General features: G+C 71.4%; 24 protein-coding genes and 1 tRNA gene. 15 read left to right on the top strand and 10 right to left on the bottom strand.

The window, feature by feature from the left end; translation table 11 throughout:
• Positions 1-39: 39 nt before the first annotated feature.
• From AC5L35_RS08160 to AC5L35_RS08145, 4 genes are all read right to left on the bottom strand, one after another.
• Complete coding sequence (locus AC5L35_RS08160) at positions 40-1,527, bottom strand: dynamin family protein (protein ID WP_495058943.1); 1,488 nt, start codon at positions 1,525-1,527, stop codon at positions 40-42.
• Complete coding sequence (locus tag AC5L35_RS08155; RefSeq protein WP_495058942.1) at positions 1,524-3,383, bottom strand: dynamin family protein; 1,860 nt, start codon at positions 3,381-3,383, stop codon at positions 1,524-1,526. Before AC5L35_RS08155 ends, AC5L35_RS08160 begins: the two co-directional genes overlap by 4 nt.
• Before the next feature lie 165 nt (positions 3,384-3,548).
• Positions 3,549-4,421, bottom strand: coding sequence for an IniB N-terminal domain-containing protein (locus tag AC5L35_RS08150; RefSeq protein WP_495058941.1), 873 nt, complete (start codon positions 4,419-4,421; stop codon positions 3,549-3,551).
• 272 nt (positions 4,422-4,693) lie between these two features.
• Positions 4,694-5,548 carry an IniB N-terminal domain-containing protein gene (locus AC5L35_RS08145; protein WP_495058940.1) on the bottom strand — a complete coding sequence of 285 codons (855 nt, stop codon included), beginning with the start codon at positions 5,546-5,548 and terminating at the stop codon, positions 4,694-4,696.
• A 272-nt stretch (positions 5,549-5,820) separates the two neighbouring features.
• Here AC5L35_RS08145 and AC5L35_RS08140 point away from each other — a divergent pair, with 272 nt between their 5' ends.
• From AC5L35_RS08140 to AC5L35_RS08120, 5 genes are all read left to right on the top strand, one after another.
• Entirely contained in the window at positions 5,821-7,896 is a 2,076-nt protein-coding gene (locus tag AC5L35_RS08140; protein WP_495058939.1) for an Hsp70 family protein, read from the top strand.
• Between the two features lie 182 nt (positions 7,897-8,078).
• On the top strand, positions 8,079-8,345 hold the full coding sequence (locus AC5L35_RS08135) for a hypothetical protein (RefSeq protein WP_495058938.1): 267 nt from the start codon (positions 8,079-8,081) through the stop codon (positions 8,343-8,345).
• Positions 8,346-8,379: 34 nt separating this feature from the next.
• Complete coding sequence (locus tag AC5L35_RS08130) at positions 8,380-8,847, top strand: GNAT family N-acetyltransferase (RefSeq protein ID WP_495058937.1); 468 nt, start codon at positions 8,380-8,382, stop codon at positions 8,845-8,847.
• A gap of 51 nt (positions 8,848-8,898) precedes the next feature.
• Positions 8,899-9,717, top strand: a complete 819-nt coding sequence (locus AC5L35_RS08125; RefSeq protein ID WP_495058936.1) for a hypothetical protein — start codon at positions 8,899-8,901, stop codon at positions 9,715-9,717.
• 49 nt (positions 9,718-9,766) lie between these two features.
• Positions 9,767-10,114 (top strand): MmcQ/YjbR family DNA-binding protein, encoded by a 348-nt coding sequence (locus AC5L35_RS08120; RefSeq protein ID WP_495058935.1) that lies wholly within the window; start codon positions 9,767-9,769, stop codon positions 10,112-10,114.
• 42 nt (positions 10,115-10,156) lie between these two features.
• Here the strand turns inward: AC5L35_RS08120 and AC5L35_RS08115 are convergent, their stop codons facing one another.
• A complete protein-coding gene (locus AC5L35_RS08115; RefSeq protein WP_495058934.1) occupies positions 10,157-11,041 on the bottom strand; it encodes a LysR family transcriptional regulator in 885 nt (294 codons plus the stop codon).
• 71 nt (positions 11,042-11,112) lie between these two features.
• Here AC5L35_RS08115 and AC5L35_RS08110 point away from each other — a divergent pair, with 71 nt between their 5' ends.
• From AC5L35_RS08110 to AC5L35_RS08095, 4 genes are read left to right on the top strand one after another with little or no spacing between them, the layout of a single operon-like run.
• On the top strand, positions 11,113-11,607 hold the full coding sequence (locus AC5L35_RS08110) for a cupin domain-containing protein (RefSeq protein ID WP_495058933.1): 495 nt from the start codon (positions 11,113-11,115) through the stop codon (positions 11,605-11,607).
• Between the two features lie 4 nt (positions 11,608-11,611).
• Positions 11,612-12,076 carry a GNAT family N-acetyltransferase gene (locus AC5L35_RS08105; RefSeq protein ID WP_495058932.1) on the top strand — a complete coding sequence of 155 codons (465 nt, stop codon included), beginning with the start codon at positions 11,612-11,614 and terminating at the stop codon, positions 12,074-12,076.
• A gap of 56 nt (positions 12,077-12,132) precedes the next feature.
• Positions 12,133-13,332 (top strand): DNA polymerase IV, encoded by a 1,200-nt coding sequence (dinB, locus tag AC5L35_RS08100; RefSeq protein WP_495058931.1) that lies wholly within the window; start codon positions 12,133-12,135, stop codon positions 13,330-13,332.
• A gap of 33 nt (positions 13,333-13,365) precedes the next feature.
• Positions 13,366-14,004 carry a class I SAM-dependent methyltransferase gene (locus AC5L35_RS08095; RefSeq protein WP_495058930.1) on the top strand — a complete coding sequence of 213 codons (639 nt, stop codon included), beginning with the start codon at positions 13,366-13,368 and terminating at the stop codon, positions 14,002-14,004.
• A 6-nt stretch (positions 14,005-14,010) separates the two neighbouring features.
• On the opposite strand, the gene AC5L35_RS08090 is transcribed toward AC5L35_RS08095, so the two are convergent.
• Both AC5L35_RS08090 and AC5L35_RS08085 read right to left on the bottom strand, forming a co-directional pair.
• Positions 14,011-14,628 (bottom strand): GyrI-like domain-containing protein, encoded by a 618-nt coding sequence (locus AC5L35_RS08090; protein ID WP_495058929.1) that lies wholly within the window; start codon positions 14,626-14,628, stop codon positions 14,011-14,013.
• A gap of 83 nt (positions 14,629-14,711) precedes the next feature.
• Positions 14,712-14,785, bottom strand: a tRNA-Gly gene (locus AC5L35_RS08085).
• A gap of 186 nt (positions 14,786-14,971) precedes the next feature.
• Between AC5L35_RS08085 and AC5L35_RS08080 the strand changes: the two genes are divergently transcribed.
• Together AC5L35_RS08080 and dcd are read left to right on the top strand one after the other, a co-directional pair.
• Positions 14,972-16,126 (top strand): UDP-N-acetylglucosamine 2-epimerase, encoded by a 1,155-nt coding sequence (locus tag AC5L35_RS08080; protein ID WP_495058928.1) that lies wholly within the window; start codon positions 14,972-14,974, stop codon positions 16,124-16,126.
• Between the two features lie 23 nt (positions 16,127-16,149).
• Positions 16,150-16,731 carry a dCTP deaminase gene (dcd, locus tag AC5L35_RS08075; RefSeq protein WP_495058927.1) on the top strand — a complete coding sequence of 194 codons (582 nt, stop codon included), beginning with the start codon at positions 16,150-16,152 and terminating at the stop codon, positions 16,729-16,731.
• 12 nt (positions 16,732-16,743) lie between these two features.
• On the opposite strand, the gene AC5L35_RS08070 is transcribed toward dcd, so the two are convergent.
• A complete protein-coding gene (locus AC5L35_RS08070; RefSeq protein WP_495058926.1) occupies positions 16,744-17,532 on the bottom strand; it encodes an ABC transporter permease in 789 nt (262 codons plus the stop codon).
• On the bottom strand, positions 17,529-18,488 hold the full coding sequence (locus AC5L35_RS08065; RefSeq protein WP_495058925.1) for an ABC transporter ATP-binding protein: 960 nt from the start codon (positions 18,486-18,488) through the stop codon (positions 17,529-17,531). The genes AC5L35_RS08070 and AC5L35_RS08065 overlap by 4 nt, the downstream gene beginning before the upstream one ends.
• Positions 18,489-18,625: 137 nt before the next feature.
• Here AC5L35_RS08065 and AC5L35_RS08060 point away from each other — a divergent pair, with 137 nt between their 5' ends.
• Both AC5L35_RS08060 and AC5L35_RS08055 read left to right on the top strand, forming a co-directional pair.
• The gene (locus tag AC5L35_RS08060; RefSeq protein ID WP_495058924.1) at positions 18,626-19,813 is read left to right on the top strand and encodes a sensor histidine kinase; all 1,188 of its coding nucleotides are present in this window, start codon (positions 18,626-18,628) and stop codon (positions 19,811-19,813) included.
• The gene (locus AC5L35_RS08055) at positions 19,810-20,433 is read left to right on the top strand and encodes a response regulator transcription factor (RefSeq protein WP_495058923.1); all 624 of its coding nucleotides are present in this window, start codon (positions 19,810-19,812) and stop codon (positions 20,431-20,433) included. Before AC5L35_RS08060 ends, AC5L35_RS08055 begins: the two co-directional genes overlap by 4 nt.
• Before the next feature lie 7 nt (positions 20,434-20,440).
• On the opposite strand, the gene AC5L35_RS08050 is transcribed toward AC5L35_RS08055, so the two are convergent.
• Entirely contained in the window at positions 20,441-21,034 is a 594-nt protein-coding gene (locus AC5L35_RS08050; protein ID WP_495058922.1) for a class I SAM-dependent methyltransferase, read from the bottom strand.
• Positions 21,035-21,315: 281 nt separating this feature from the next.
• Between AC5L35_RS08050 and AC5L35_RS08045 the strand changes: the two genes are divergently transcribed.
• Both AC5L35_RS08045 and AC5L35_RS08040 read left to right on the top strand, forming a co-directional pair.
• Positions 21,316-22,107, top strand: a complete 792-nt coding sequence (locus AC5L35_RS08045) for a helix-turn-helix transcriptional regulator (RefSeq protein ID WP_495058921.1) — start codon at positions 21,316-21,318, stop codon at positions 22,105-22,107.
• Between the two features lie 52 nt (positions 22,108-22,159).
• Positions 22,160-23,071, top strand: coding sequence for a hypothetical protein (locus AC5L35_RS08040; protein ID WP_495058920.1), 912 nt, complete (start codon positions 22,160-22,162; stop codon positions 23,069-23,071).

Here is a 23,071-nt window from a genome sequence, read left to right as displayed (position 1 = left end):
TCGGCCCTACTGCGCTACGGGCGGAGTCGCAGCACCCTCCTAGCGGTACAGGCCGGCGAGCACGCCCTCGCAGCTGCGGACCACCAGCCGGGCGACGTCCGACACGGCGCGTCCGGACATGGGGCTCTCCGCCCGCCGCTGCCAGCGGGCCACGGCGTCCAGTGCCGCGGCGCGCAGCTCGTCGGGGTGGGCGTCGGGTTCCAGCCCGAGGCGCGCGGCGGCCGAGCCACCGTCCCCACCGAGCAGCCGCTCGGCCTCCTGCAGCGCCTCGGTGGGCAGCCGCACCGCACCGGAGCGCAGCGTCGAGAGCAGCCGCAGCTCGGCGAACTCGTGGGCGCCTGCCAGGATCCGTTCGACCTCCGCCACCAGTGGTGCGGCGGAAGGCCGGGGCTCGCGGGTGAGCACGAGGTCGACGGCCAGCAACGCCGAGCGCGCCTTGAGCAGGTCCCGGCGCTCGGTGAACTGCGTGGCGAGCACGCTGCGCAGATCGTCGAGCCCGCTGCGCTTCACCAGTTCGGTGGCGATGGCGTTGGGATCGTTCATGCCCTGCCGGATCAGGGTGGTGGACAGCCGCACCCCGAACAGGCCGAAACGCTCCATGAGGCGCGCGCGGGCGTCGGCGTCGGGCCCGGTGGACGGGTCGGGGAGCTCGGTCCGGGAGAACCGGTCGACCGACAGGAGCATCGCGTCGAGGTCGGACCGGGGCAGCTCGGCGAGCGCGGTGAGGGCGGTGAACTCGTGCTGGCGCATGGTGCGCCCGGTCTGGGCGAGCAGCCCGGCCACCGCCACGACCGTCTGGCACAGCCCACGGATCTTCTCGTCGGCCCGGTAGCGGCGCGCGATCCGCCGTGCCGAGCTCAGCGCGTCGAGCCGCCCGACGCCGATCTCGTCGGCCCGGGACAGGACGCCGATCGTGTTGACGGGCGTGGCCCTGGCCACACCCTGGTCGAAGAACGACTCCAGGAAGCGCACGTCCGTGGCGTGCAGGTGGCGCATCAGGTAGATCACGGCGTCGGCCTGGCTGGGCGACTCGTCGGGGGTGAGGAAGGCACCCGCCCTGGCCGAGGTGTCGGCCGACAACGACGCGATACCGGGGGTGTCGATGAGGGTGTGGGTGCGCAGGCTCTGCGACGGCCACTCCACCTCGAGCTTGTCCACCTGCTCGACGGGCGTGCCCTGCAGGTCGAAGGACAGCGCGCCGTTCGCGCGGCTGATCGCGAGCTGCCGCGGTGGCACGCCCTTCGGGTACATCATCACCTTGGGGACCTGGGCGTCGATGTACCACGTGACGATGCGGGTGCACTCGCCTGCGTCGGTGGGTGCGATCTCCTCGCCCACCAGGGCGTTGAGCAGCGTCGACTTGCCGGCCTTGACCTTGCCGGCGATCGCGACGCGCAGCGGTTCGTCGAAGCGGTTCAGGTTGTGCTGCAGCCAGCCGACGGCGTTCGGGCTGTCGCGGTAGGTGTCGATCGTGCGCCGCAACAGCACGCGGACGACGGAGCCGAGCGCGGGGGTGGGACCGTTCACAGGGACTTCCTCGCCGGGCTCCGGGGCGCGGCCCCCGACCCGACGGCGACGGGTTGCCCGGTATTCAGGTCCTTCACGAGTGCGCGCGCCCTCGTGGCGAGTCCGTCGATGCGCTCGAGCTCGGCCTTGAGGTCGCGGATCCGCCGCTCCCGCTCGGAGCTGGTGGTCTTCACCGCGTTCTGCGCGGCGAGCACCGACGTGGCCAGCGAGGTGCTCATCTCCTCGGCGATCGCGCTGAAGTGGTCGCGCAGCTGCCGCTGGGTGCGCCGCAGCATGTCGCGGGAGTCCTTGCCGACCTGGAAGGTCACCTCGTCGATGTGCTTGCGCACGGACTGCTTCCCGTCCGACCGCCGTTTCATCAGCTGCCTCTTGCTCTCGTCACGCACGGACTTGACGCCCAGCGCGATACCCGCGGGCGCTCCCGCGAAGATGGGCAGGCCCATGAAGGCGCCGAGCATGCCGAACATCAGCATGCCGCTGTAGCCGCCCCGCATACCGGTCAGGAGCTTCTGGCCCGTGCCGAACTTCTCCACCTCGGGCCGGACGAGCGGGTCGACCTTCCCGGCCATCCCCTCGTCGTCGAACCGCAGCTCGGGAAGCAGGATGTCGGCGCCTTCGGCGAAGTGCTCTGCGACCTGCCCGGCGAGCCAGCGGGCACGTTCGGCCGCCCACACGAAGTTGGCCGACGCCGCGGAGGACACCTGCTGGTGGAACCACTCCGCGAACTGCTCCCAGATCTCGGCCGGGTCGGCGTCGTCGATCAGCTGTTCGGCCTCGCGCGTGATCGTGCGCAGCCGGTCGCGCAGGTCGTAGTCGATGTCGGACTGCAGGTCGGCGACCCCGTCGTTGAGCGTGATCTGCCAGCGTGACGAGCGCTGCTTGAGCTCGTCGGCGTTGCCCTTCGCCCGGGACAGCTCGGCGACGAGCGACTCCATGCGCTCCGGGTCCTGCTGGACCTCGAGCTCCGCCTTCATCCCCGCGGCGAGCTGTTCGCTCACGGACAGCACGTCGTGGCTCGTCGAGCGCCGGTCCAGGTCGTCGGACTGGGCGACGACCTTGTTGAGCAGGAAGTTCACCAGCTGACGGAACCCCGACTCGTCCATGAGCGCGGTGTCCTGCGTCTTGGCGGCGTGCAACCGCAACATCGAGGACACCGGGAACATCTCGGCGTCGATCCCCGTGGCGGTGAGGTGGCCACGGTCGAGCTCCATGATCCGGCGCCAGTGCGGGTAGAGGTCGGTCTTGGTGAGCACACACGCCACGTTCGGGCACAGCTTCAACGCCGCCTGCAGGAACTCCAGCTCCGGGCCCGTGTACTCCTGCGCGGTGTCGGAGACCAGCAGGACGGCGTCGGCGCTCGGCAGCGCGGACATGGTGGCGGCGCCGTGGGCGGACCCCAGCCCGCCGACGCCGGGGGTGTCGACGAGCACCAGGCCGCCGGCGAGCAGCTTGCGGGGCAACCCGACCTCGGCGTAGCTCAGCATCGCCTTGTTGCCCGGGTTGCCCGCCTCGGAGACGTACTCGGCGAGCCGCCCGGCCGGCACCTCGATGCGCTCAGGAGACGCGTTCTCGCCGCCCTCCCGCACCAGCGCGACCGTGGTGGTCTCGGCGTGCTTGACGACGGTGGGCACGGCGGTGGCGATGTCGTCGTCGACCGGGCAGACCGGGGCGTTGACCAGCGCGTTGACCAGCTGGCTCTTGCCCTGCTTGAACTCCCCGACGACGAGGACCCGCACATCGGGGTCGACCAGGCGCTTGCGCGTCTGGAGCAGCCTGCCGCCGAGATCGGACCGCTCGTAGGCGGTGGTGGCCTTCAGTGCGAGGTCGACCAGTTCGACCGCTGCGGGTACCGCCACGGTGTCCCTGCCCTCCTCACGGCTGCATTTGCAGGCGCGAGCCTGCTTCCAGAAACGACGCCGGCCCCGCCACCTCGGAGGATCCCGTGGAGTGGCGGGGCCGGTGGTCGCATCAGCTGGAGATTACCCCGGCATGGGGTGGGCTTCGGCGACCGGTGAACGTGATCAGTGGTCGATCGTGAGGTCGTTGTGGCTGTCGACGTCGTTGTGCGTGGTGTCGTTCGAGTCGACGTCGGTCGAGGAGTGCGACTCGTTGAAGGAGCCCGACGTGTTGTCGTTGTCCTCGTTGAACGAGTCCTCGTACTCGGTGCTGGTGTTGGTCTCGGTGGTGGTGTCGTTGAACGAGCCGTCCACGTCGGAGCTGCCGTCGGCGTCGCCGCCGACCGCGATCGCGCCGCCGTTGTTCACCGAGACGTCCTCGAAGGAGGTGCTGTTGGCGTCGCCGTCGCCGAACGCGGCGGTGTTGTCGTCACCGCTGATGACGTTGTTGTCGTCACCCACGACGTTGTGCTCGCCGTTGACGTTGTTGTCGCCGACCTGGTTGTCGTCGCCGGTGACGATGGTGGAGTCCTCGATGTCCTCGCCCGCTGCCACGGACCCGTCGCCGGAGGCGACCGTGGAGTCGATGTCGATGTCCTGGTCGAAGTCGCCGCCGCCGGTGTCGATCTGCTGGTTGACGGAGTTGTCGACGATCGTGTCGCGGTCGTCGATGTGGTTGTTCGTGATGTAGGTGTTCAGGTAGCGGACGGTGGCGTCGTGGTCGTTCTCACCGTCGTGCCGGTCCGGGGTGTGCGGCGGGGGCACGTGGACGTTGTGGTGGCCGCCGTTATTGCCGCCGGTGTTGTGCTCGCGGTCGAAGTCGGCGTCCTGGCTGTCCTCGAGCAGGACGAGGGCGTCGCGGACGTCGTCGGGCGAGATGTCGCCACAGGAGGCGAGGAAGCTGTCGGGGTCGTCCTTGTAGGCGGCCAGCGCCTCCGGGTCACGCAGCAGGTTGAGCAGCAGGTCGAGCAGCGAGGTCGAGGTGGTCATCTCGGTCATCTCCCCAATGTGGGTCGGGTTCGCGGGCTGCCGGGCGAACCGGCGTTGCCAGGAAAACTAGGTCGCTCCGCCGGCCGGGCCATCGGGGATCGTCCAGAGTTCTCGATCCCGGGGGTGGGGGCTCGGCGTCGTGTCTGCCTGGGGGATCGGGGGCCGGGACCGGCCTTCCGATCGGGCGGGAGGGCGGCCTCCCGGACGTGCGGTGGTGCAGCGCCGGCCGCGGCCCCGCTCCTGCAGGAGCGGGGCCGCGGCCGGGCGCGGGTGGAACCTGATCAGTGGTCGATGTCGACGTCGTTGTGGCTTCCGACGTGGTTCACGGTCTCGTCGTGCGAGTCGACGTCGGTCGAGGAGTGCGACTCGTTGAAGGAGTTCGACGTGCTGTCGTTGTCCTCGTTGAACGAGTCGTCGTACTCGGTGTGGTTGTTGACCGTCGTGTTGGTCTCGTTGAACGAGTCCTCGACGTCGTAGTCGCCGCTGGCGTCGCCGCCGACCGAGATGGCGCCGCCGTTGCCCACGGAGACGTCGTCGAAGGAGGCGCTGTTGGCGTCGCCGTCGCCGAACGCGGCGGTGTTGCCGTCGCCGCTGATGACGTTGTTGCCGTCACCCACGACGTTGTCGTGCCCGCTGACGTTGCCGTCGCCGACCTGGTTGCCGTCGCCGCTCACGATGGTGGAGCCGTCGATGTCCCCGCCGGCCGCCACGGAGCCGTCGCCGGAGGCGACCACCGAGTCGACGTCGATGTCCTGGTCGAAGTCGCCACCGTGGGTGTCGATCTGCTGGTTCGTCGAGTTGTCGACGATCGTGTCCTGGTCGTTCACGTAGTTGTTGGTGATGTACCGGTTGAGGTACTCGACCGCGGCCTCGTGGTCGCCACCCTCGTAGTGAGCCGGAACCGGCGGCGGCGAGGGGAAGTGCACCTCGTTGTGGCCGGTGTTGTACTCCCGGTCGAAGTCAGCGGTCTGGTTGTCCTCGATCAGCGTGAGGGCGTCGTGGACGTCCGCCGGGCTGAGGTCGTCGAGGCCGTAGTACTTCAGGGCGGCGTCGGGGTCATCGGCGTACCAGTCGCGGGCCTGCTCGTTGGTGAGCAGCTCACGCAGGAACTCGAGCAGCGTCATCGGCTCGCTCATGGCGATCATCTCCGGTGTGTCGGTGGGGTCCCGGTCGGGCCGACCGGCGTTGAGACGAAAGCTATGAGGGGGGCGCCCCCGGGCCATCGGGGATCAGCCATGGTTCGCGAACCGCCCGTTCGGGGATTCGGCACCGAGCTGTCGGGGGACCCGGGGGAACACGTAGGGGATCGGGCTCTCACCAGTGCGTGACCCGTTCGGGAGCTAACGGACATACGCAATACTGCGATGCCGTTAGAGGTGGGACCGATCCCGGCACCGGGGCCGGATCGGTGGCTGAGGGGAACTCGATGGGCTACCAGCTCGGTATCGACCTGGGGACGACGTATACCTCAGCTGCCGTGTGCCGGTCGCCTGGCCAGGGCTGGGCCGAGCCGGAGGTCGTGACCCTCGGTACCCGCAGCTCCATCGTCCCGTCCGTGCTGTTCGTGGGCCCCGAGGGCTCGGTCGTGGTCGGTGAGGCCGCCGAGCGCCGCGCACTGACCGACCCGGACCGGGTGATTCGCGAGTTCAAGCGCCGCATCGGCGACCCGACGCCGATCCTGGTGGCCGGCCGGGCGTGGGCGCCCGAGGAACTGTCGGCCCTGCTGGTCCGGTGGGTGGTCGACCGGGTGGCCGAGCGTGAGGGCGGGCCTGCCGACCGGATCGCCGTCACCCACCCCGCGTCATGGGGCACGCACAAGAAGGACCTGCTGGCGGAGGCGCTCGCGGACCAGGGCCTGACCGTCACATTCCTGGCCGAGCCGCAGGCCGCCGCCCTGCACTACGCGGCAGCCGAGCGGATCCCCACCGGCTCCGCGATCGCCGTCTACGACCTGGGCGGTGGCACGTTCGACGCCGCGGTCGTCCGCAAGGGCGACCCGTCGGCCGACGCGGCCACCATCGGGTTCGGGCTGCTCGGCCATCCCGAGGGAATCGAACGGCTCGGTGGCATCGACTTCGACGACGCCGTCTTCGACCACGTCCGGGCGGGCCTGCCGACGGCCTTCCCCCCCGACCTGGACGACACCGACCCCGCGGTGCTCGCCGCCGTGGCCCGGGTGCGGCGCGAGTGCACGGAGGCCAAGGAGGCGCTGAGCAGCGACACCGACGTCTCCATTCCGGTGCTGATGCCCGCCTCCCGCGGTTCGGTGCGGCTGCACCGCAGCGAGTTCGAGGCGATGATCCGGCCCCACATCGAGGACACGGTCGCCGCGCTGCGGAGGGCGGTCGCCTCGGCAGGCCTCACCCCCGAGGAGCTGAGGGCGGTGCTGCTGGTCGGCGGCTCGTCGCGCATCCCGCTGGTCGGACAGCTCGTGTCCGAGCAGCTCGGCAGGCCCGTGGCCGTCGACGCCGACCCGAAGAACGCCATTGCCAAGGGGGCCGCGCTGGCGGTGTCGCCGAAGCCGACGGCGTCGTGGCCGGGCGTGGTGATCCCCCCCGTCGCCGGTGCGACCGAGGTGGTCGAGCACTGGCCCCCAGCAGGTGGCGTCGTGTTCCCGCCTGCCCGGCCGCCGTTGCCCGCCCTCACCCCCGCGGGCGCCTCGTCGCTGTCCGGGGGGTTTCCGGCAGCAGGCGGCTACCTCGGACCGTCCCACGAGCCCGCCACCTCGTTGCTCGCCGGCGGCGCAGCGCCGTCGTCCCCGCCGCAGGCGGATTGGAACCACCGCGAGGCGGCGCCCGAGCAGCGGCAGGTCGGGTTGCTGGTGGGGATCGGGGGGCTGCTGGCCGCCGCGGCGGTCGGGGCCGCGGTGATGTTGTGGCCCACCCCTCCCTCGTCGGCGGAGATCGGCACGAACAACCGGCCGAGCGACGCGGTCGCCACGTCCGAACCCGAACCCGGTCCCCCCTCGGCGCCGGTGGTCCCCCCTCCCGACACCGGAGCCCCCCGGGAGGATGCCGGGGGTGACGGCGGCGGTTCGGCCGGCAACGGCAACAACGCGCCCGGCGGCGGGGCCGCCCGCGCGCCCGGCGTGGCCCCCACGCGGCCCAGTGCGGGCGGATCGACGCCCACCACCACCGCGGTGGTCGATCCCCCGCTGGGCGGGCCGACCACCGAGCCGCCACCGGCGCAGACCACCACCGACCCGCCACCCTCGAGCGGCACCGACCCCGGCACCACGCCGGGAACCGGAGGCCCGGTAACTCCACCCGTCGGCGGCACGGTCCCCCCGACCGCGGGTGGCACCCCGCCGGTCGAGACCCCTCCGGGCGGTGGCGGCACCCCCGTCGACGCCGGAGGCGGCACCCCGCCTGCCGGGGACCAGCCGGCGAGCGGCACGGGCGCGGCCGGCCCGACCGGGAACGGCGCCGCCGCGCCTTCCGCGCCGTCGACGCAACCGCCGACGGCTGCCTCACCGACCGTCTGACCCGGCGCCCGGGTCCTGCGCGACCATCCGGCCGGACGACGTACCTCCGGTCGAACAGAACTGATCGCCCGTCTTGCTTCACTCGTGTCGCTGCGTCCCAACACCGTCACATCCGAGCAGGCTCCGGCGATGAACGTGCATATGGCGCGCCGGTGGCGCGTCGGGGGAGAGGGAGAGCTGTAGTGCTGCGGATGGGCGGGGCGGTCATCGCCATGGAGATTGCGGCGTTGGGCGTCGCGTACGGGGCCTTCGGGTGGCCCGTGCTGTTGGTCGGGGTACCTCTGATTCTGGGGACGGTGCTGGTGCTCGCGTTCGTGCGGGTGTCCGAGGGAGCGCGTCGCAAGCTGCACGAACACCGCGCGCAGCGCGCACGGCCCGTGGTCGCGGGCGGTCTGATGAGCGGGTTCTTCACCCCGATACCGAGCGGGGACGACCGCGCGAGGCGCTGACGCGGGAAACCGGGCGGGGCGGGACACTGGCCGGGTGCTGATCCGGCCGGCCCGCCCGGACGAGGCCGCCTTGCTGGCAGCGCTCGCCGTGCGAGCCAAGGGACACTGGCCCTACCCGGCGGAGTTCCTCGCCCGCTTCGCGCGCACGCTCGGACTCACGCCCGAGGTGGTGGCGGCCAACGACGTGCAGGTGGGCGAGCGGGCGGGCGAGATCCGTGGGTTCTACACGCTGCTGCACCGCGGCGACCTCGTCGTGCTGGACGACCTGTGGCTCGAGCCCGCCGAGATCGGGCGCGGGTCGGGACGGCTGCTGTTCGAGCATGCGGTGGCCCGTGCGACGGCTCGCGGCGGGCGCTTCCTCGAGTGGGAGGCCGAGCCGTACGCCCTGGGCTTCTACGAACGGATGGGCGGTGTGACGGTCCGCTGGACGGACTCCCCGCTCGGCAGACCGCTCCCGGTGATGCGGCTGTCGTTACCGCATCCTTGCCCCCCCGGGGCCTGAACCCGGCGGGTCGGACGAGCGGCCCGCGGCGCGGGGCGGCATGCTGGCATCGTGCTGGTCGGGATCCTGCTCGCGACTGTCGCGATGGTCCTGAACAGCTTCGGGGCCCTCCTGCAGGCCGCGGGTGCGCGTCGTGCCACCCGTACCCGACCTGCTGCGATCCAGCCCCGCTACATCGCCGGGGTCTCGGTGGACTTCGTGGCGTGGGGCTGCGCAGTGCTGGCGCTGCGCGTGCTACCCGTGTTCGCCGTGCAGGCCATCATCGGTGGGACGATCGCCCTGACCGCCGTGGTGAACGCCCGGATGATCGGTGTGCCGTTGCCGATCAGGAACCGGATCGCCGTGGCGGTGTGCCTGGCAGGCCTGGTCATGGTGGCCGCCAGCGCGGGGAGCGAGCAGCCGCCGGTCCGCCCGCGTGGCGTCGACGTCGTCCTGCTGGTCTCGCTGCTGCTGCTGGCTGTCGCCGTGCTGATCCTGCGGCAGGGCAAGCACGCGTGGCCGCTCGCGCTGGTGTCGGGCCTGGGGTTCGGTGGCACCGCTCTGTCGGTGCGGGCAGCGCACGTCCAGACCGGGGAAGGGTTCGACCTGGCGCTGCTGCTCGGCCAGCCGTCCACCTACCTGGTGGTCGGGTTCTGGCTGGTGGGGATGTTCGGCTACACGGCTGCGCTGTCCCGGGGCGACGTCGGCGCGGTCACCGCGGTCTTCACGGTGACCGAGGTGCTCGTACCGGGGATGGTCGGCATCCAATTGCTGGGCGACCCGGTGCGCCCCGGCTGGGCGTGGGTGCTGGCGGCGGGACTGGGGGCGGCGCTCGCGGGCACGGTGGTGATCGCGAAGGCCCCACCGCTGCGGCCTCCCCGGGCGCGCTGACCTCCGATTCGTCCATGACGGCCGGCGCGGAGCAGGCCACGATGGCTCCATGCCGAGCTGGGACGACGTCGTGGCGATCGCGAGCGGCCTGCCGGAGGTGGAGCGGTCGACCTCCTACGGGACGCCGGCCCTGAAGGTGAAGGGCAAGGGTTTCGCGCGGCTCCGCGCCGAGGCCGAGGGCGGCCTGGTCCTGATGTGTCAGATTGACGAGAAAGAGGTCCTGCTCGCCTCCGGCGACCCGGCGTTCTACACGACGCCGCACTACGACGGGTACGGCGCGATCCTCGTCGACCTGGAGAAGGTGTCGCACCAGCAGCTGAGGGAGCTGGTCGAGGACGCGTGGCGCGAACGCGCCCCGGTGCGCCTGCGGAAGGCGTTCGACGCGGCACGCTCGTGATCCGGCGTCGGGTGACCCCCAAGCGGTGAACACGCTGCCGCGTCAGCCGGCCCGGCTCCGGATGACGCGGGCGAGCTCGCGCACGCGTTCCGTCTCGCCCGCCCGGCGCCACACGACCGCCCACTCGACGTGGGGCGCGTCCCGGAACGGCACGAAGGTGATCCTCGGGTGCGCGAAGTACTGCCTCGCGTGCGCGGCGAGGGGGCAGATGCCCTCGCCCGCCGCGATCACCGCGAGCAGTTCCTGGAACGTCGTGAGGACGCGTCCGCGCCGCACCGGATGGCCGCCCGGCGTCGTCCACGGCTCGGGAGGCTCCACCCAGTAGGGCGGTGCGGGCCGGGCCGCGCGGAACACCGTGTCGCGTGCGAGGTCGTCGAGCGTCACGGAGTCGAGCCGGCTGAACGGGTGCCGCATCGGCACGGCCAGCACCATCGGTTCGGTGAGGACGACGGGGCCGACGGCCAGGTCCGGCTCGGTGACGGGCAGCAGTGTGACCAGCGCATCCACCTCACCCCCGCGGAGCATGCCGAACGGGTCGCGGAAGTCGGCCTCCCGGACCTGCACGTCGCCGTCCGGGCGCCGGGAGCGGTATGCGTCGAGCACGTCGGCGACGAGGTCGGCGACCCCCGGCGCCTCGAACCCGAGACGCAGGACGCCGCCCGTCCCGCGTCCCGCGTCCGTCGCCCGCGCCACACCGTCGACGATCTGCCGGAAGGCGGGCGCGAGATCGTCCCGCAGCCCGGCTCCGATCGGGGTGAGGGCCACACGGCGGCTCGTCCGGTCGAAGAGCGGGGCGCCCACCTGGCGCTCCAGTTTCTTGATCGTCTGACTGATCCTGGCCTGGGACACGTGCAGCCGCTCGGCCGTGCGGCCGAAGTGGAGTTCCTCGGCGAGCGCGAGGAAGATCTCGATCTCCCGGAGCTCCATAACGCAGAGGTTATCGTTCGAGTTCACGTCTGTCGTTGTTCCCGGCCCTGTCCGGCGCGAGAGTCGACGTCATGAACACGACCACGGCACCACTGCTCGTCCGGGCGTCCGACGCCGAGACCCTCACCGGTGACCCCGGCGGGACCATCGCCCTGCTCGCCGACTCGGCCACCACCGGCGGGGTGGTCACCTGCAACAGGTCGACCTTCCGGGCAGGCGCCGACGGCGCCCCACCGCACTTCCACGCCCGCGCGTCCGAGCTGTTCGTCGTGCTCGGCGGCAGCCTGCAGGTGCTGGTCGAGGACCGGCTGCACGTCCTCGACCAGGGTGACCTCCTGCTCGTCCCGCCGCGCGTGCCGCACGCCTTCGGTGCCGTCCCGGATGCGGATGCGGACGTGCTCTTCGTCTTCACGCCGGGGATGGATCGGTTCGACTACTACCGGCTGCTCGACCGCGTCCACCGTGGGGAGGCCGAGCCCCGGGAGATCGGGGAGTCGCAGGCGCGCTTCGACAACCACTACGTGGAAAACGCTCTGTGGCGGGAGGCGCGCGCCGCGACACGATGACGTCATGATCGACGGTGTCGCGATTCGAGTGGCGGGCCCGCAGGACGCGGAGGGCATCGCCGGGCTCAGGAGGACGCTCCGCGAGGAGCAGCTCGGGCGGCCGAGCCACGACGACGGGTTCGACGCCCGCTTCGAGGAGTGGATCCAGGGCGAGGCGGGGCGACGGATCTCCTTCCTCGCCGATGCCGGCGACCGGCTGATCGGGATGATGCACCTGGTGGTCTTCGAGCGGATGCCGAGTCCGGAGCGGGCCCCGGCGCGGTGGGGATACCTGGCGAACGCCTTCGTCCTCGAGGGATTCCGTGACCGTGGTGTCGGCTCGGCACTGCTCGACAAGCTGCTGGGGCACGCGCGGGAGATCGGGTGCGTCCGGGTGGTGCTGTCGCCGAGCGAGCGTTCCGTGCCGTTCTACGCCCGTGCGGGATTCGGCCCCGCGACCATGCTGATGGCTCAGGTGCTCGAGGCATGACGCCGGACCGCTGATCGGGTGACTCCGCGGCCCGGCGGCCGGATCGATGCGAACATATGTTCGTGTCGGGCGAGGGGACGATCCTGCATGCCGATCTGGACGCGTTCTACGCGTCGGTCGAGCAGCGCGACGACCCCCGGCTGCGCGGTCGTCCGGTGATCGTCGGGGGCGGTGTCGTGCTGGCCGCGAGCTACGAGGCGAAGGCCTGCGGCGTCGCCACGGCGATGGGCGGCTCGCAGGCTCGGTCGCTGTGCCCGCAGGCGATCGTCGTGCCGCCCCGGATGTCCGCCTACTCCGCCGCGAGCAAGGCGGTGTTCGAGGTGTTCCGCAACACCACGCCGTTGGTGGAGGGCCTGTCGATCGACGAGGCGTTCCTCGACGTCGCGGGGCTCCGCCGGATTGCCGGGGCGCCGAGCGGGATCGCGGCACGGCTGCGCGCCGAGGTGCTGCAACGGGTCGGGCTCCCGATCACCGTCGGGGTGGCGAGGACGAAGTTCCTCGCGAAGGTGGCGAGCGGTGTGGCCAAGCCGGACGGCCTGCTCGTCGTGCCGACCGACGACGAACTCGGCTTCCTCCACCCGCTCGCGGTGGAGCGGCTCTGGGGCGTCGGCAAGGTGACGGCCGCCAAACTCCACGAGCACGGGATCTCCACGGTCGGCGAGGTCGCCGAACTCCCCGAGAAGATCCTCGTCTCCCTGCTCGGCGGGGCGCTGGGCCGGCATCTGCACGCCCTCGCCCACAACCGCGACCCCCGACCGGTGCAGCCCGGCCGCCGGCGGCGTTCCATCGGGTCCCAGCGGGCGATGAGCCGCCGGGCGCCGAGCACGCCGGAGGCCGTCGACGCCGTGGTCGTCGCCCTGGTCGACCGGATCTGCCGGCGGTTGCGGGGCGCCGGCCGGGTGGGGCGCACCGTGGTGCTCCGGCTGCGGTTCGGCGACTACTCACGGGTCTCGCGGTCCCACACCCTGCCCCAGCCGACCTGCTCGACCGAGGCGGTCCTCACCGCGGTGCGGGCGCTCGCGGCCCGGGCCAGGCCGCTGATCGACGAGCGGGGGCTCACGCTCGTCGGGGTGGCGGTCGCCAACCTCGACGACGATGCCGCGCTGCAACTGGTGCTGCCGTTCGACGAGGAGGCGGGCACCGCTCTCGACGCGGTGCTCGACACCGTCCACGACCGTTTCGGTTCGGCGGCCGTCACCCGCGCCGTGCTGCTCGGTCGAGATCCCGGCCTCTCGGTCCCGATACTGCCGGACTGATCCCGGCGGGGATCCGCCCTCTACGATCCTGCCGTGGACGACAGTACGAATGAGCTTCGACGAGCCCACGACGAACTCGCGGAACTGTACGCCGAAAAGCTGGCCGATGCGCTTGACCGGATGCCGATCGACAGAGCGGTACTGGGCTTGTTCTGCGACTTGATTCTGGAGTCGGGAAACAGCAGAAGAGTCGGTGACGTCGGCTGTGGATCGGGACGCCTGGCGCCTTTCGTGGCCGCCCGCGGACTGGAACCGTATGGTGTCGACCTGGCTCCCGAAATGGTCCGCGTTGCGCGTCGCGACTACCCCGGTTTTCCCTTCGAGGTCGCTGACGTGCGCGATCTGCCGTTCGCCGACTCCTCGCTCGGTGGTGTCGTGAGCTGGTACTCGCTCATGTATCTCCACCCGGCCGCCCGCCCGGGAGCGTTCGGCGAGTTGGCTCGCGTGATCGAGACGAACGGTTTCTTCGCCACCGCCTTCAAGGCGGGCGACGATGAGCTCAGGCGTGGTGGCCGTACCGCCCGCGTGGAGTTCGACACCTACTGGCTGTCCACCGAGGAGATCGCCGGGAGGCTGGACGGCGCCGGCTTTCGTGTCGTCTTCAGCGCCGGCCGGCCGGCCGATCCTGACGAGGCGCAGCCGCAGGGCTACCTGATCGCTCAGAAAAACTGACGGGGTTCATGCGTCGGCCACGGGCTGTCGCAAGATCGTGCGCAGCTTGGCCGGCTCGGCTCTCCGTGGGTCGCTGAGGTAGATCTCATGGTGCTTTCCGACCATTCGGAGGCCCTGCTCAGGGACGAACTCCTCATGCATGTGCCGGAGCAGTTCGGCCTCGTCGTCGTAGGCCCCGACGTGAAGAGCCTGCACGCAGCGTCCCTCGGACAGGGCCTCCAGGCGGACGTCGTCGAGCCGAGTCGGTCGGTCCTTGCGGCCGACCTGCTCGACGGCTTCGGTGAACATCCCGGCCGTGATCCAGTCGGGAACCATGATCATCAGGGTCCAGTCCCACTGCGCCTTGTCCCGTGCGGTGGTGAAGGTGCCCATGTCGTCGGCCCACCACAGGCCCTCCAACGGCATCACGACGTAGTCGCGGTCGAGGATCTTCTTGCTGGCGAACTTGAGCTTGTAGGCCACCGGGTAGAGGGCAGAGACCGCGTCCCCGTAGACGGGTGTGTTCGGGTCGCCATGGCCGTCGATCATGAGGTACTGCAGGTCCGGCACGCGCGTGACCTGCGGTGAGTTGCGCTTCGCCGTGTAGCACGCCAGTTCCCGCTTGAAGTCGAGCTTCGTCGTCACGAGGTCTCCTGAACCAGACAGAAGTCACGATGACAGAAGGCCCAGCGCGGCAAGAAGAATGCCGCTGAGCTGGGCCTTCGGGGTGGAGCGGATGACGGGAATCGAACCCGCGTATTCAGCTTGGGAAGCTGATGTTCTACCATTGAACTACATCCGCAGAGTGTACGAAGGAGCTTAGCACCTCACACTCCGTAACGAGCAAGGCCAGTCCCGTACACCCAACAGGGTGGTTCTCACCCGTACGATCCGGTTGGTGAGATCGGGACTCGACGGCCGGTAGACACCCAGTTCACACTGCTGGAGCCCCGTAAGGCCAGCTCCCCCGGCCGCGAAGGACCCGAGCATGACTGAGCTCGACCCGCACCTGGGTTCGCTTCCAGCCCAGGACCACGATCATGACGTGCTCCTGATCGCCGGGAGCCGCCCGGAGGTCGCTCGCCTGGCGCCGGTCGCCACCGCGTTCGCCGACGCCGACCGGATCCGAGCGCTCACCGTTGCCACCGGTCCCGACCCGATGAGCGTCCACGAGGCCTTCGAGTCCCTGGGAGTGCCCGCCGAGGTCACCCAGCTGTTGCGGGAGCCGCCCGGTCCCCATCCGGCCGCGATCGCATCGCTGTTGATGACGCGGCTCGACGAGCTGCTCGTTGATCTCGACCCGTCCGCCGTCATGGTCTACGGAGGCGGCATGACGGCGGTGGTGGCCGCCCAGGTCGCCTTCTGGCGGCAGATTCCGGTCGTGCACCTGCAGGCGGGGGTGGCGGGCGACGACCTGCTCTGCCCGTTCCCGCAGGAGGCCAACAGGCGTGTCATCGGGCAGCTCGCGTCGCTGTTCCTCACCACCACCGGCGACGCCGCGCTGGGCAGCCCGGTCGGGCCCAACGCCATCTCGGTGGGCGACACGCTGGCGGCCAACCCGCGGCCTGCCGATCTCCGGTTCGCGCGGCTGCTCCGGCGGGTGCGGTCCGGCGGTCCGCAGATGGTGCTCGTCGGGCTCGACCGGCCCGACTCGCTCGGCGTCCTCGCCGGTCTGCCCGACCTGCTCGATCGCGAACCCGACATCGAGATCGTTGTCTACGGCGAGCTGGCGAGCCACGGTGCCGCCTACCCCCTGCTGGCCCACCCCCGGGCCACCGTGGTGCGCAACCTGCCGCTCGCGGAGCTCGTCTGGCTCCTCTCGGCCAGTGCCGTCCTGGTCTCGGACGACCCCGAGCTCGTCACCGACGCTCCCGGCCTCGGCACGCCCGCCGTGCTCGTCGACGGCCCGCACATCGCGGAGCCGGGCGACTCGATCCGCAGCATCCTCAGCCCGGCTGTCATGACCACGGTCCGCCAGGTCATCAGGGCCGCGCCGAAGCCGGCGGCCCTGCCGTCCGACGGTCTCGAGGCCGCACGGGTCGAGCAGGCCGTGGCGTGGATGTTCGGGCTGTGCCCGTCGCCGGTGCTCTCCCCGACCTTCCCCACGTCCATGACCGACCCGGCCACCAACACCGAGGTCTGACGCGGCGCAGATACGCTGGTCCAGTGCTGCTGTCCGACGGTGACCTCCGTAAGGAGCTCGAGGCTGGACGTCTCGTGCTCGACCCGTGGGATGAAGCGATGCTCCAGCCCTCGAGCATCGACGTGCGGCTGGACCGCTTCTTCCGGGTGTTCCAGAACTCCCGCTACACCCACATCGACCCGGCTCAGCAGCAGGACGAGCTGACGTCCCCCGTCGAACCCGACGACGACGACCCCTTCGTGCTGCACCCCGGCGAGTTCGTGCTGGGGTCCACGTTCGAGTCGGTGTCGCTGCCCGACGACCTGGCCGGGCGGCTGGAGGGCAAGTCGAGCCTGGGGCGGCTGGGCCTGCTCACGCACTCCACCGCCGGCTTCATCGACCCCGGGTTCACCGGGCACATCACGCTCGAGCTCTCGAACGTGGCGAACCTGCCGATCACCCTGTGGCCGGGGATGAAGATCGGGCAGCTGTGCCTGTTCCGGCTGTCGAGCCCCGCCGAGCGCCCCTACGGCAGCGACGGCGTCGGCTCCCGCTACCAGGGGCAGCGGGGGCCGACGCCGTCGCGGGCCCACCTGAACTTCCACCGCGCCGACACCCGGCGCTGAGCTCGCGGGCCGTCAGTGCCGGGGGTCCCAGCGGAACCGGCGCAGGGCCAGGGCCCCGAACAGCACCGGCCAGCCGACGATGGCCACGAGCGCCGGCAGTATCGCCGGCAGCCCTGCGGTGGCCGCCGTCCAGCTGCCGCCCGTCATGGCGAGCTGGGCCAGGTCGCCGACCGCAGCGCCCGGCGCCACCATCAGTGCGGGCCACCACCCCTGCGCAGGTGCGAGCGACGCCACGACGCCGACGCCGAGGATCACGAACATCAGCGGCAGTGTGGTGATCTGCGAACGCTCCGGCGACGGCGTGACGACGCTCGTCGCCAGTGCCGCCGTGACGACGAGAGCCAGGCCGCCCAGCACCGCGAGCACCAGCGGCAGCGGGTCGACCGGCGTCGGCGCCCCGGTGCCCACGTTGACCACCGCGAACACCGCCAGCTGGAGGAGGCCGAGGACGACGCTCGGCGCCAGCGTGGCCACGAGCAGCCCGCGGTCGGACAGACCGCTGGTCCGCATCCGCTTCAGCACCCGGGACTGACGCCGGGCCACGAGCGTCTGCGTCGCCGTGATGTAGGTCCCCATCGCCAGTGCCACGGCCAGCTGCAGCGTGATGCTCACCGCCTGCCGTGCCGGGTCGCCGTAGCTGCTGAACTGGAACGTCCAGAACACGCCCAGCCCCACCGGCAGCAGGATCGAGGACACCGCCACCGTCTTGTTGCGGAGGATGAGCCGGACCTCGGTCGTGGCCAGGGCCACGACGCGTCCCACCGGCGTCACCGTGGCCGCCGTCGTTGTCGCCGCGGTCATGGCCGCGTCACCTCCATCTGGTCGGTACGCACTGCGTGGTAGATGTCGGCCAGCGAGGCAGGTGCCGCTCGCAGGTCGGGCAGCCGCACCCCTCGAGCGGCTGCCCAGCTCAGGAACGTCGTGAGGTCCCCCTGCAGGTCGTCGGTCCGGACCTGCACCCGCTCGCCGTCGCGCTGCGTCGTTCCCCTGAGCTCCGGCAGATCGGCCACCTCCGCCGGGAGCGTGGCCGAGAAGCGGGCAGGCTGAGCGGCCACGATCTCCGCCAGCGTCCCGGTGACGGCGACCCGGCCTTCGTGCATGATCGCCACGCGGTCGGCGAGCGCCTCGGCCTCCTCCAGGTAGTGCGTGGTGAGGACGACGGTCCGGCCGGCCTCCTGCAGCTCCTGGATGGCGTCCCACGTGCGCCTGCGCGACTCCGGGTCGAGCCCGGTGGTGGGCTCGTCGAGGATCACCAGCTCCGGCGACCCCCACACCGCCATCGCCAGGTCGAGCCGCCGCTTCTCGCCGCCGGAGAGCTTCCCGACGGAGACGTCGCGGCGCTCACGCAGGTCGAAGCGCTCCAGCAGCCGCTCCGGGCGGTCCGGCCGGTCGACGAGCCGCTGCCAGAGCGCGAGCGTCTCGCCCACCGTCAGCTCCTCGACGAACCCACCCTCCTGGAGCTGCACGCCCATGCGCTCCTGCAGTGCTGCCCGCTCCGTCGCCGGGTCGAGCCCGAGCACGGCGACCGTGCCCCCGCTACGGGTGCCGAAGCCCTCCAGCACCTCCAGCGTCGTGGTCTTCCCGGCACCGTTCGTGCCGAGCAGCGCGAAGATCTCGCCACGCCGCACGTCCAGGTCGATGCCGCGCACGGCCTCGAAGTCGCCGTAGCGCACGTGCAGGTCGCGCACGGCGATGGCGAGCTGGGTGTCCGAGGATGCCGCCGCACCGGGGCCTGCCCGATCTGTCGTCTGTGTCATGCCATAACGATCGCTACCGGGGGGTAGGTGCCAGTAGTACCGCTGATAACCGGTCGAGCTGACAATCGGCAGAGGCGGCGATGACAGGTGTCATCAACTCCGGGCCTGGTGGCCTTCCGTTGGCTAGGTTTCCCGTCGTGAACGTCTCGCCGCTGGCCGGAGCCGAGGAGCGGAAGGTCAGAGCGGCGCGCCGGTTCGGTCGGATCGGGTTGCTGATCACCATCGGGTACCTGTTCGTGGTCCCGATGACGATCGCGTTGTACGACTGGCCGTCCGGCGGTTTCATCGCAGCGCTGCTGGCCCTGTTCGTCGCCGCGCTGGTCCTGCACGTCTGGCGGATCAGGGAGCTCACGAAGTCGCTCGGCCGGCGGGCACCGACCTGGTTCATCATCGCCGCGGCAGCTGTCGGGCTGGCCGTGTCGCTGGTCGCGCTCGCCGGCGGACCGATCGGGTTCGTCTGGTCGATGGTCACGGGGGTGCTGCTCGGCGACATCATCGGTGGGCTGCGCGCACGCTGGGCCGCGGCGTGGGTGGTCTCGGCCGTCGCTGCGGTGTTCGGCTTCGGCTACGTGATCATGCTCGCGGTCCTCGACGAGTCCTTGTGGCCGCCGTCCCCGCTCGTCTTCGCCGGCCTCGCGGCGTTCTTCGTCGGATCGATGTGGACACTCGACGTCGAGCGGCTGTGGTGGCTCAAAGCCGTCACCGATCTGGACGACTCCCGGCGCGCGGCCGCCGAGCTCGCCACCGCCCGCGAGCGGCTGCGGCTGGCCGACGACCTGCACGACATCCTGGGCCACGCGCTGGAGGTGGTCGCGTTCAAGAGCGAGTTGGCGTCGCGGCTGCAGGCCGCGGACCCGGACCGGGCCCGCGCCGAGATGGACGAGGTGCAGCGGGTGGCTCGCGAGTCGCTCACCGAGGTCAGGGCGCTCGTGCGGGACGCACGCAGCACCGACCTGGTCAGCGAGCTGGCCGGGGCTCGCGCCGTGCTCGACTCCGCCGGCGTTGACCTGGTCGTGCGCGGCGACCCCGCGTCCGTCGGGCCCACGGCGCGCAACGTGTTCGGCCGCGTTCTGAGAGAGGCGATGACGAACGTGCTGCGGCACGCTGAACCGAGTCACTGCACGATCGACATCGAGGTGTCGGACCGCCAGGCGCGGCTGCGGGTGGTCAACGACGGGGCGCTGCCGGGCGACGGCACCGATACCGGTACCGGGCTGGTCGCGCTCGATCGCTACCTCCACGAGCACGCGGGCCGGCTCGACGCGGGCCCCGGTCCGGACGGCACCTTCCGCGTCGACGCCGTGCTGCCCGGAACGTCCCGGTGACCGGCACGGACGGCCGGATCCGTCTCGTGCTCGCCGACGACGAGTCCCTGACGCGGGGCGCCGTCGGGGCGCTGCTCGGCCTGGAGCCCGACCTGCTGGTCGTCGCCGAGGCCGGTACCGGTGACGAGGCCATCGCGAGCGTCCGCCGGCATCGTCCGGACGTGGCCGTGCTCGACGTCGAGATGCCGGGCCGCGATGGTGCCGAGGTCGCCCAGTGGGTCGCCGTCAACGAGCCCGCCACCCGGTGCATCATCCTCACCCGGCACGCGCGACCCGGCGTGTTGCGCCGCGCGCTCGCGGCGGGCGCCACCGGGTTCGTCACGAAGAGCGCCCCGGCCAGCATGCTCGCCGACGTGATCCGCCGGGTGCACGGCGGCGGGCGTTACGTCGACCCCGAACTGGCGATGACGGCACTCATGACCGAGGACTGCCCACTCACCGGACGTGAGCTCGAGGTGCTGCGAGCCGTCGAGGGGGCGGGCACGGCCGCCGACATCGCCCGGCGGGTCCACCTCTCGCCCGGAACCGTGCGCAACTACCTGTCGTCGGCGATGCAGAAGCTCGGTGCCGGCACCCGGCTCGAAGCAGTGGAGCGGGCGCGCGACCGCGGGTGGCTCTGACCGTCGCTCAGCGGGTGGCGCGGTAGAACCTGACGCCGAGCCGGCCCGGGCCGAGATCGGAGACGTCGCTGAGGCCCACCTCGCGCATGCGGGCGGGGATCCGGTCCCCGGCGTTGTCGTGCAGTCGCGGGTGGCGGCGCGTCAGCCTGCTGAGGAGCCCGCGGTGATCGTCGCCCGCGAAGTCGACGAGGTGCAGCCGGCCGCCCGGCCGCAGCACCCGCCGGGCCTCGCTCAGGACCAGGTTCTTCTCGCCCTCCTCGATGTGGTGGAGCATCAGGCAGGACAACACGCGGTCGACGCTCTCGTCGGGGTAGGGCAGTTCTGCCGCGCTGCCGAGGTCCCACTGCACGGTGTTGCCCTTGCGTGCGGACTTGCGCCGGGCACGGGCGAGGGCCAACGGATCGGGGTCGAGGCCCACCACCGTGGCCGCCGGATAGCGGCGCGCCACCAGCAGCGTCAGGTTGCCGGTGCCGCACCCGATCTCGAGCACGCGCAGACCGGACGTGATGCCTGCCTGGTCGGCCAGCGTGCGGTGCAGGGAGCGCGCACCCAGCAGCCAGGTGAACACGTCGTAGTAGGGCAGCAGGCGGTCGTGCCCCATGGCGGGAAGGTAGCTGTGCCTGTGCCCGTGCCCCGTGTGCTGTGGTGCCTGCTCGGCCATGGTGGAGCTCCTCTGCGATATGCGACGATCATCCGGTGTCTTCCTCCAGTCTTGATCGCGCGTCAGCTGCGGCCAATGACGGATTCGCGGGTGCAGTACGACGATCCTCGGTTCTTCCTGCCATCGGCCGGGACGTTCCCGTCCACACCTACCCCCGGCTGCCCGGGGTACCGCCGGTCAGCGTGGTGCGCTCCCCCGGAGCGCGCCAGGAGCACGGGTCCGTGCGCACCCACGCACACGACTTCCTCGTGCTGTTCTACGTCGAGCGCGGCGGCGGTTCGATGCGGATCAACGACCACGAGTGGCGGCTCGGCACCGGCGACGTGTTCGTGCTGGCACCCGGCGAGGTCGTGACGCCCGACCGGATGGTCGGCGCAGGGGTGCCCGAGGCGTGGGCGGTCTTCTTCCCGTCCGACGTCGTCGAGCCGAGCCTTCCCGGGGCGTTCCTGTCCTGGCGCGCCCACCCTCTGCTGTTCCCGTTCGTCCGTGGCCTGGCGGGTGGCGCGCAACGGCTCCACGTGCCGGCCGCCGACCGGCCCGGCTTCATATCGCAGCTCGCCGCGCTGGAACGCGAGCTCCACGAGCGGCGGGACGGCTACAACGAGGCCGTACTGGCGCACCTCACGCTCCTGCTCGTTGCCGTCTCCCGGCTGGTCACCGACGTGTCCGACGACCTCACGCTGCGGGACGAGCCGATGCTCGCCGCGGTCTTCGACGTCATCGAGGAGCGCTACCGGAGCCCCATCTCGCTGAGCGACGTCGCGCGTGCCGTGGGCCTCACCCCCGGCCACCTCACGACGGTGGTCGGGCGCAAGACCGGGCGCACGGTCCAGCAGTGGATCACCGAGCGGCGCATGACGGAGGCTCGCCGCCTCCTGGCCGAGACCGACCTGACGGTCGAGACCGTCGGCGCCCGGGTCGGCTACCGCGACGCCAGCTACTTCATCAAGCGGTTCCGGAGCAGCCACGGGTCCGCGCCACAGGAGTGGCGCCGGGCGGGTCGCCGTAGCTGACCCAGCGCTACCACTGGGACACGGACCGTCCGAGCAGTAGATTCGGATGCCGATGGAACCGCGTCGACCCACCCCGCCTCCGTGGCTGCCCGCGGCGCGTCCGCAGGTTCCCCCACCAGCAGTCCCTGGCCCGCCCCCGCCACCTCCGGGCCCGCCACCCGCCGGCCCGAAGGCCCGCCCGCGCTTCGACTGGCGGCGGCTCATCCGGTCCCCGCGCGGCGCTGCCGGGCTGGCGATCACCGCGGCCGCCGTGCTGCTGTGGCCGTTCTCCGGCCTGTCGTGGATCCCCTGGCTGGCCGGACTCGGAGCGCTCGTCGTCCTCCGGTTGCTGCGGCTCGACGGCCCGCTGCGCGGATGGGACCTGCCCGTCGCCGGGCTGGTGGTCGTCATCGGGCTGATGATGAGCACCGGGCCGTGGGCCTGGGCGCTGGCGGCGAGCATCGGAGTGCTGCTCGCCGGCCTCGCCCAGCTGCCCTGGTGGCGGCTCGCGGCGGTGGGTGCGGTGCTGTGTCTGATCACCGGCGTCGGATTCACCTTCACCAACGTTCGCCAGCAGCAGCAGGCGGCGGCGTCCTATGCGCAGTTGCAGCAGGAGAGCAAAGCGGATCAGGGTGCGCCCCGTCCGCAGAGCGTGCTGCCGTCCCTGCTCAACCGGATCGCGCTGGGCAGCCCCGGTGCGGTGTGCGACAACCTGCTGGCCGAGCCCGCCCGAGCGCCGTTCGCTGCTTCGGTCGGGCAGCCCGACTGCGCGGCCGCCGTGATGGCGCTCGCCGCGCAGGTGTCCGATCGCATCCGGTACGCCCAGGCGAACGTCCCCACCACGCCCACTCCGACGGGACTCCAGGTCGACGCCTGCACCATGGACTGGGGCACGACGACGCCCGCAGGTCCACAGGTCGGCCATCTCACCATCGAGGCCGTCGCCCCGTCCCGGTACGTCGTGACCGGATTCCGCCCCTGCTGA

Source organism: Pseudonocardia sp. OZ21 (assembly GCF_059359135.1).
The sequence above is the reverse complement of the archived record's forward strand: the minus strand, read 5'-3'. Positions and strand labels throughout refer to the sequence as shown.

Excerpts from the sequence above, each read along its gene's own strand:
- AC5L35_RS08150 (WP_495058941.1), bottom strand. The coding sequence starts at position 4,421 with ATGACCGAGATGACCACCTCGACCTCGCTGCTCGACCTGCTGCTCAAC.
- AC5L35_RS08115 (WP_495058934.1), bottom strand. The coding sequence starts at position 11,041 with ATGGAGCTCCGGGAGATCGAGATCTTCCTCGCGCTCGCCGAGGAACTC.
- AC5L35_RS08080 (WP_495058928.1), top strand. The coding sequence starts at position 14,972 with ATGACTGAGCTCGACCCGCACCTGGGTTCGCTTCCAGCCCAGGACCAC.
- AC5L35_RS08120 (WP_495058935.1), top strand. The coding sequence starts at position 9,767 with ATGCCGAGCTGGGACGACGTCGTGGCGATCGCGAGCGGCCTGCCGGAG.
- AC5L35_RS08110 (WP_495058933.1), top strand. The coding sequence starts at position 11,113 with ATGAACACGACCACGGCACCACTGCTCGTCCGGGCGTCCGACGCCGAG.
- AC5L35_RS08105 (WP_495058932.1), top strand. The coding sequence starts at position 11,612 with ATGATCGACGGTGTCGCGATTCGAGTGGCGGGCCCGCAGGACGCGGAG.
- AC5L35_RS08070 (WP_495058926.1), bottom strand. The coding sequence starts at position 17,532 with ATGACCGCGGCGACAACGACGGCGGCCACGGTGACGCCGGTGGGACGC.
- AC5L35_RS08065 (WP_495058925.1), bottom strand. The coding sequence starts at position 18,488 with ATGACACAGACGACAGATCGGGCAGGCCCCGGTGCGGCGGCATCCTCG.
- AC5L35_RS08145 (WP_495058940.1), bottom strand. The coding sequence starts at position 5,548 with ATGAGCGAGCCGATGACGCTGCTCGAGTTCCTGCGTGAGCTGCTCACC.
- dinB (WP_495058931.1), top strand. The coding sequence starts at position 12,133 with ATGTTCGTGTCGGGCGAGGGGACGATCCTGCATGCCGATCTGGACGCG.
- AC5L35_RS08050 (WP_495058922.1), bottom strand. The coding sequence starts at position 21,034 with ATGGGGCACGACCGCCTGCTGCCCTACTACGACGTGTTCACCTGGCTG.
- AC5L35_RS08040 (WP_495058920.1), top strand. The coding sequence starts at position 22,160 with ATGGAACCGCGTCGACCCACCCCGCCTCCGTGGCTGCCCGCGGCGCGT.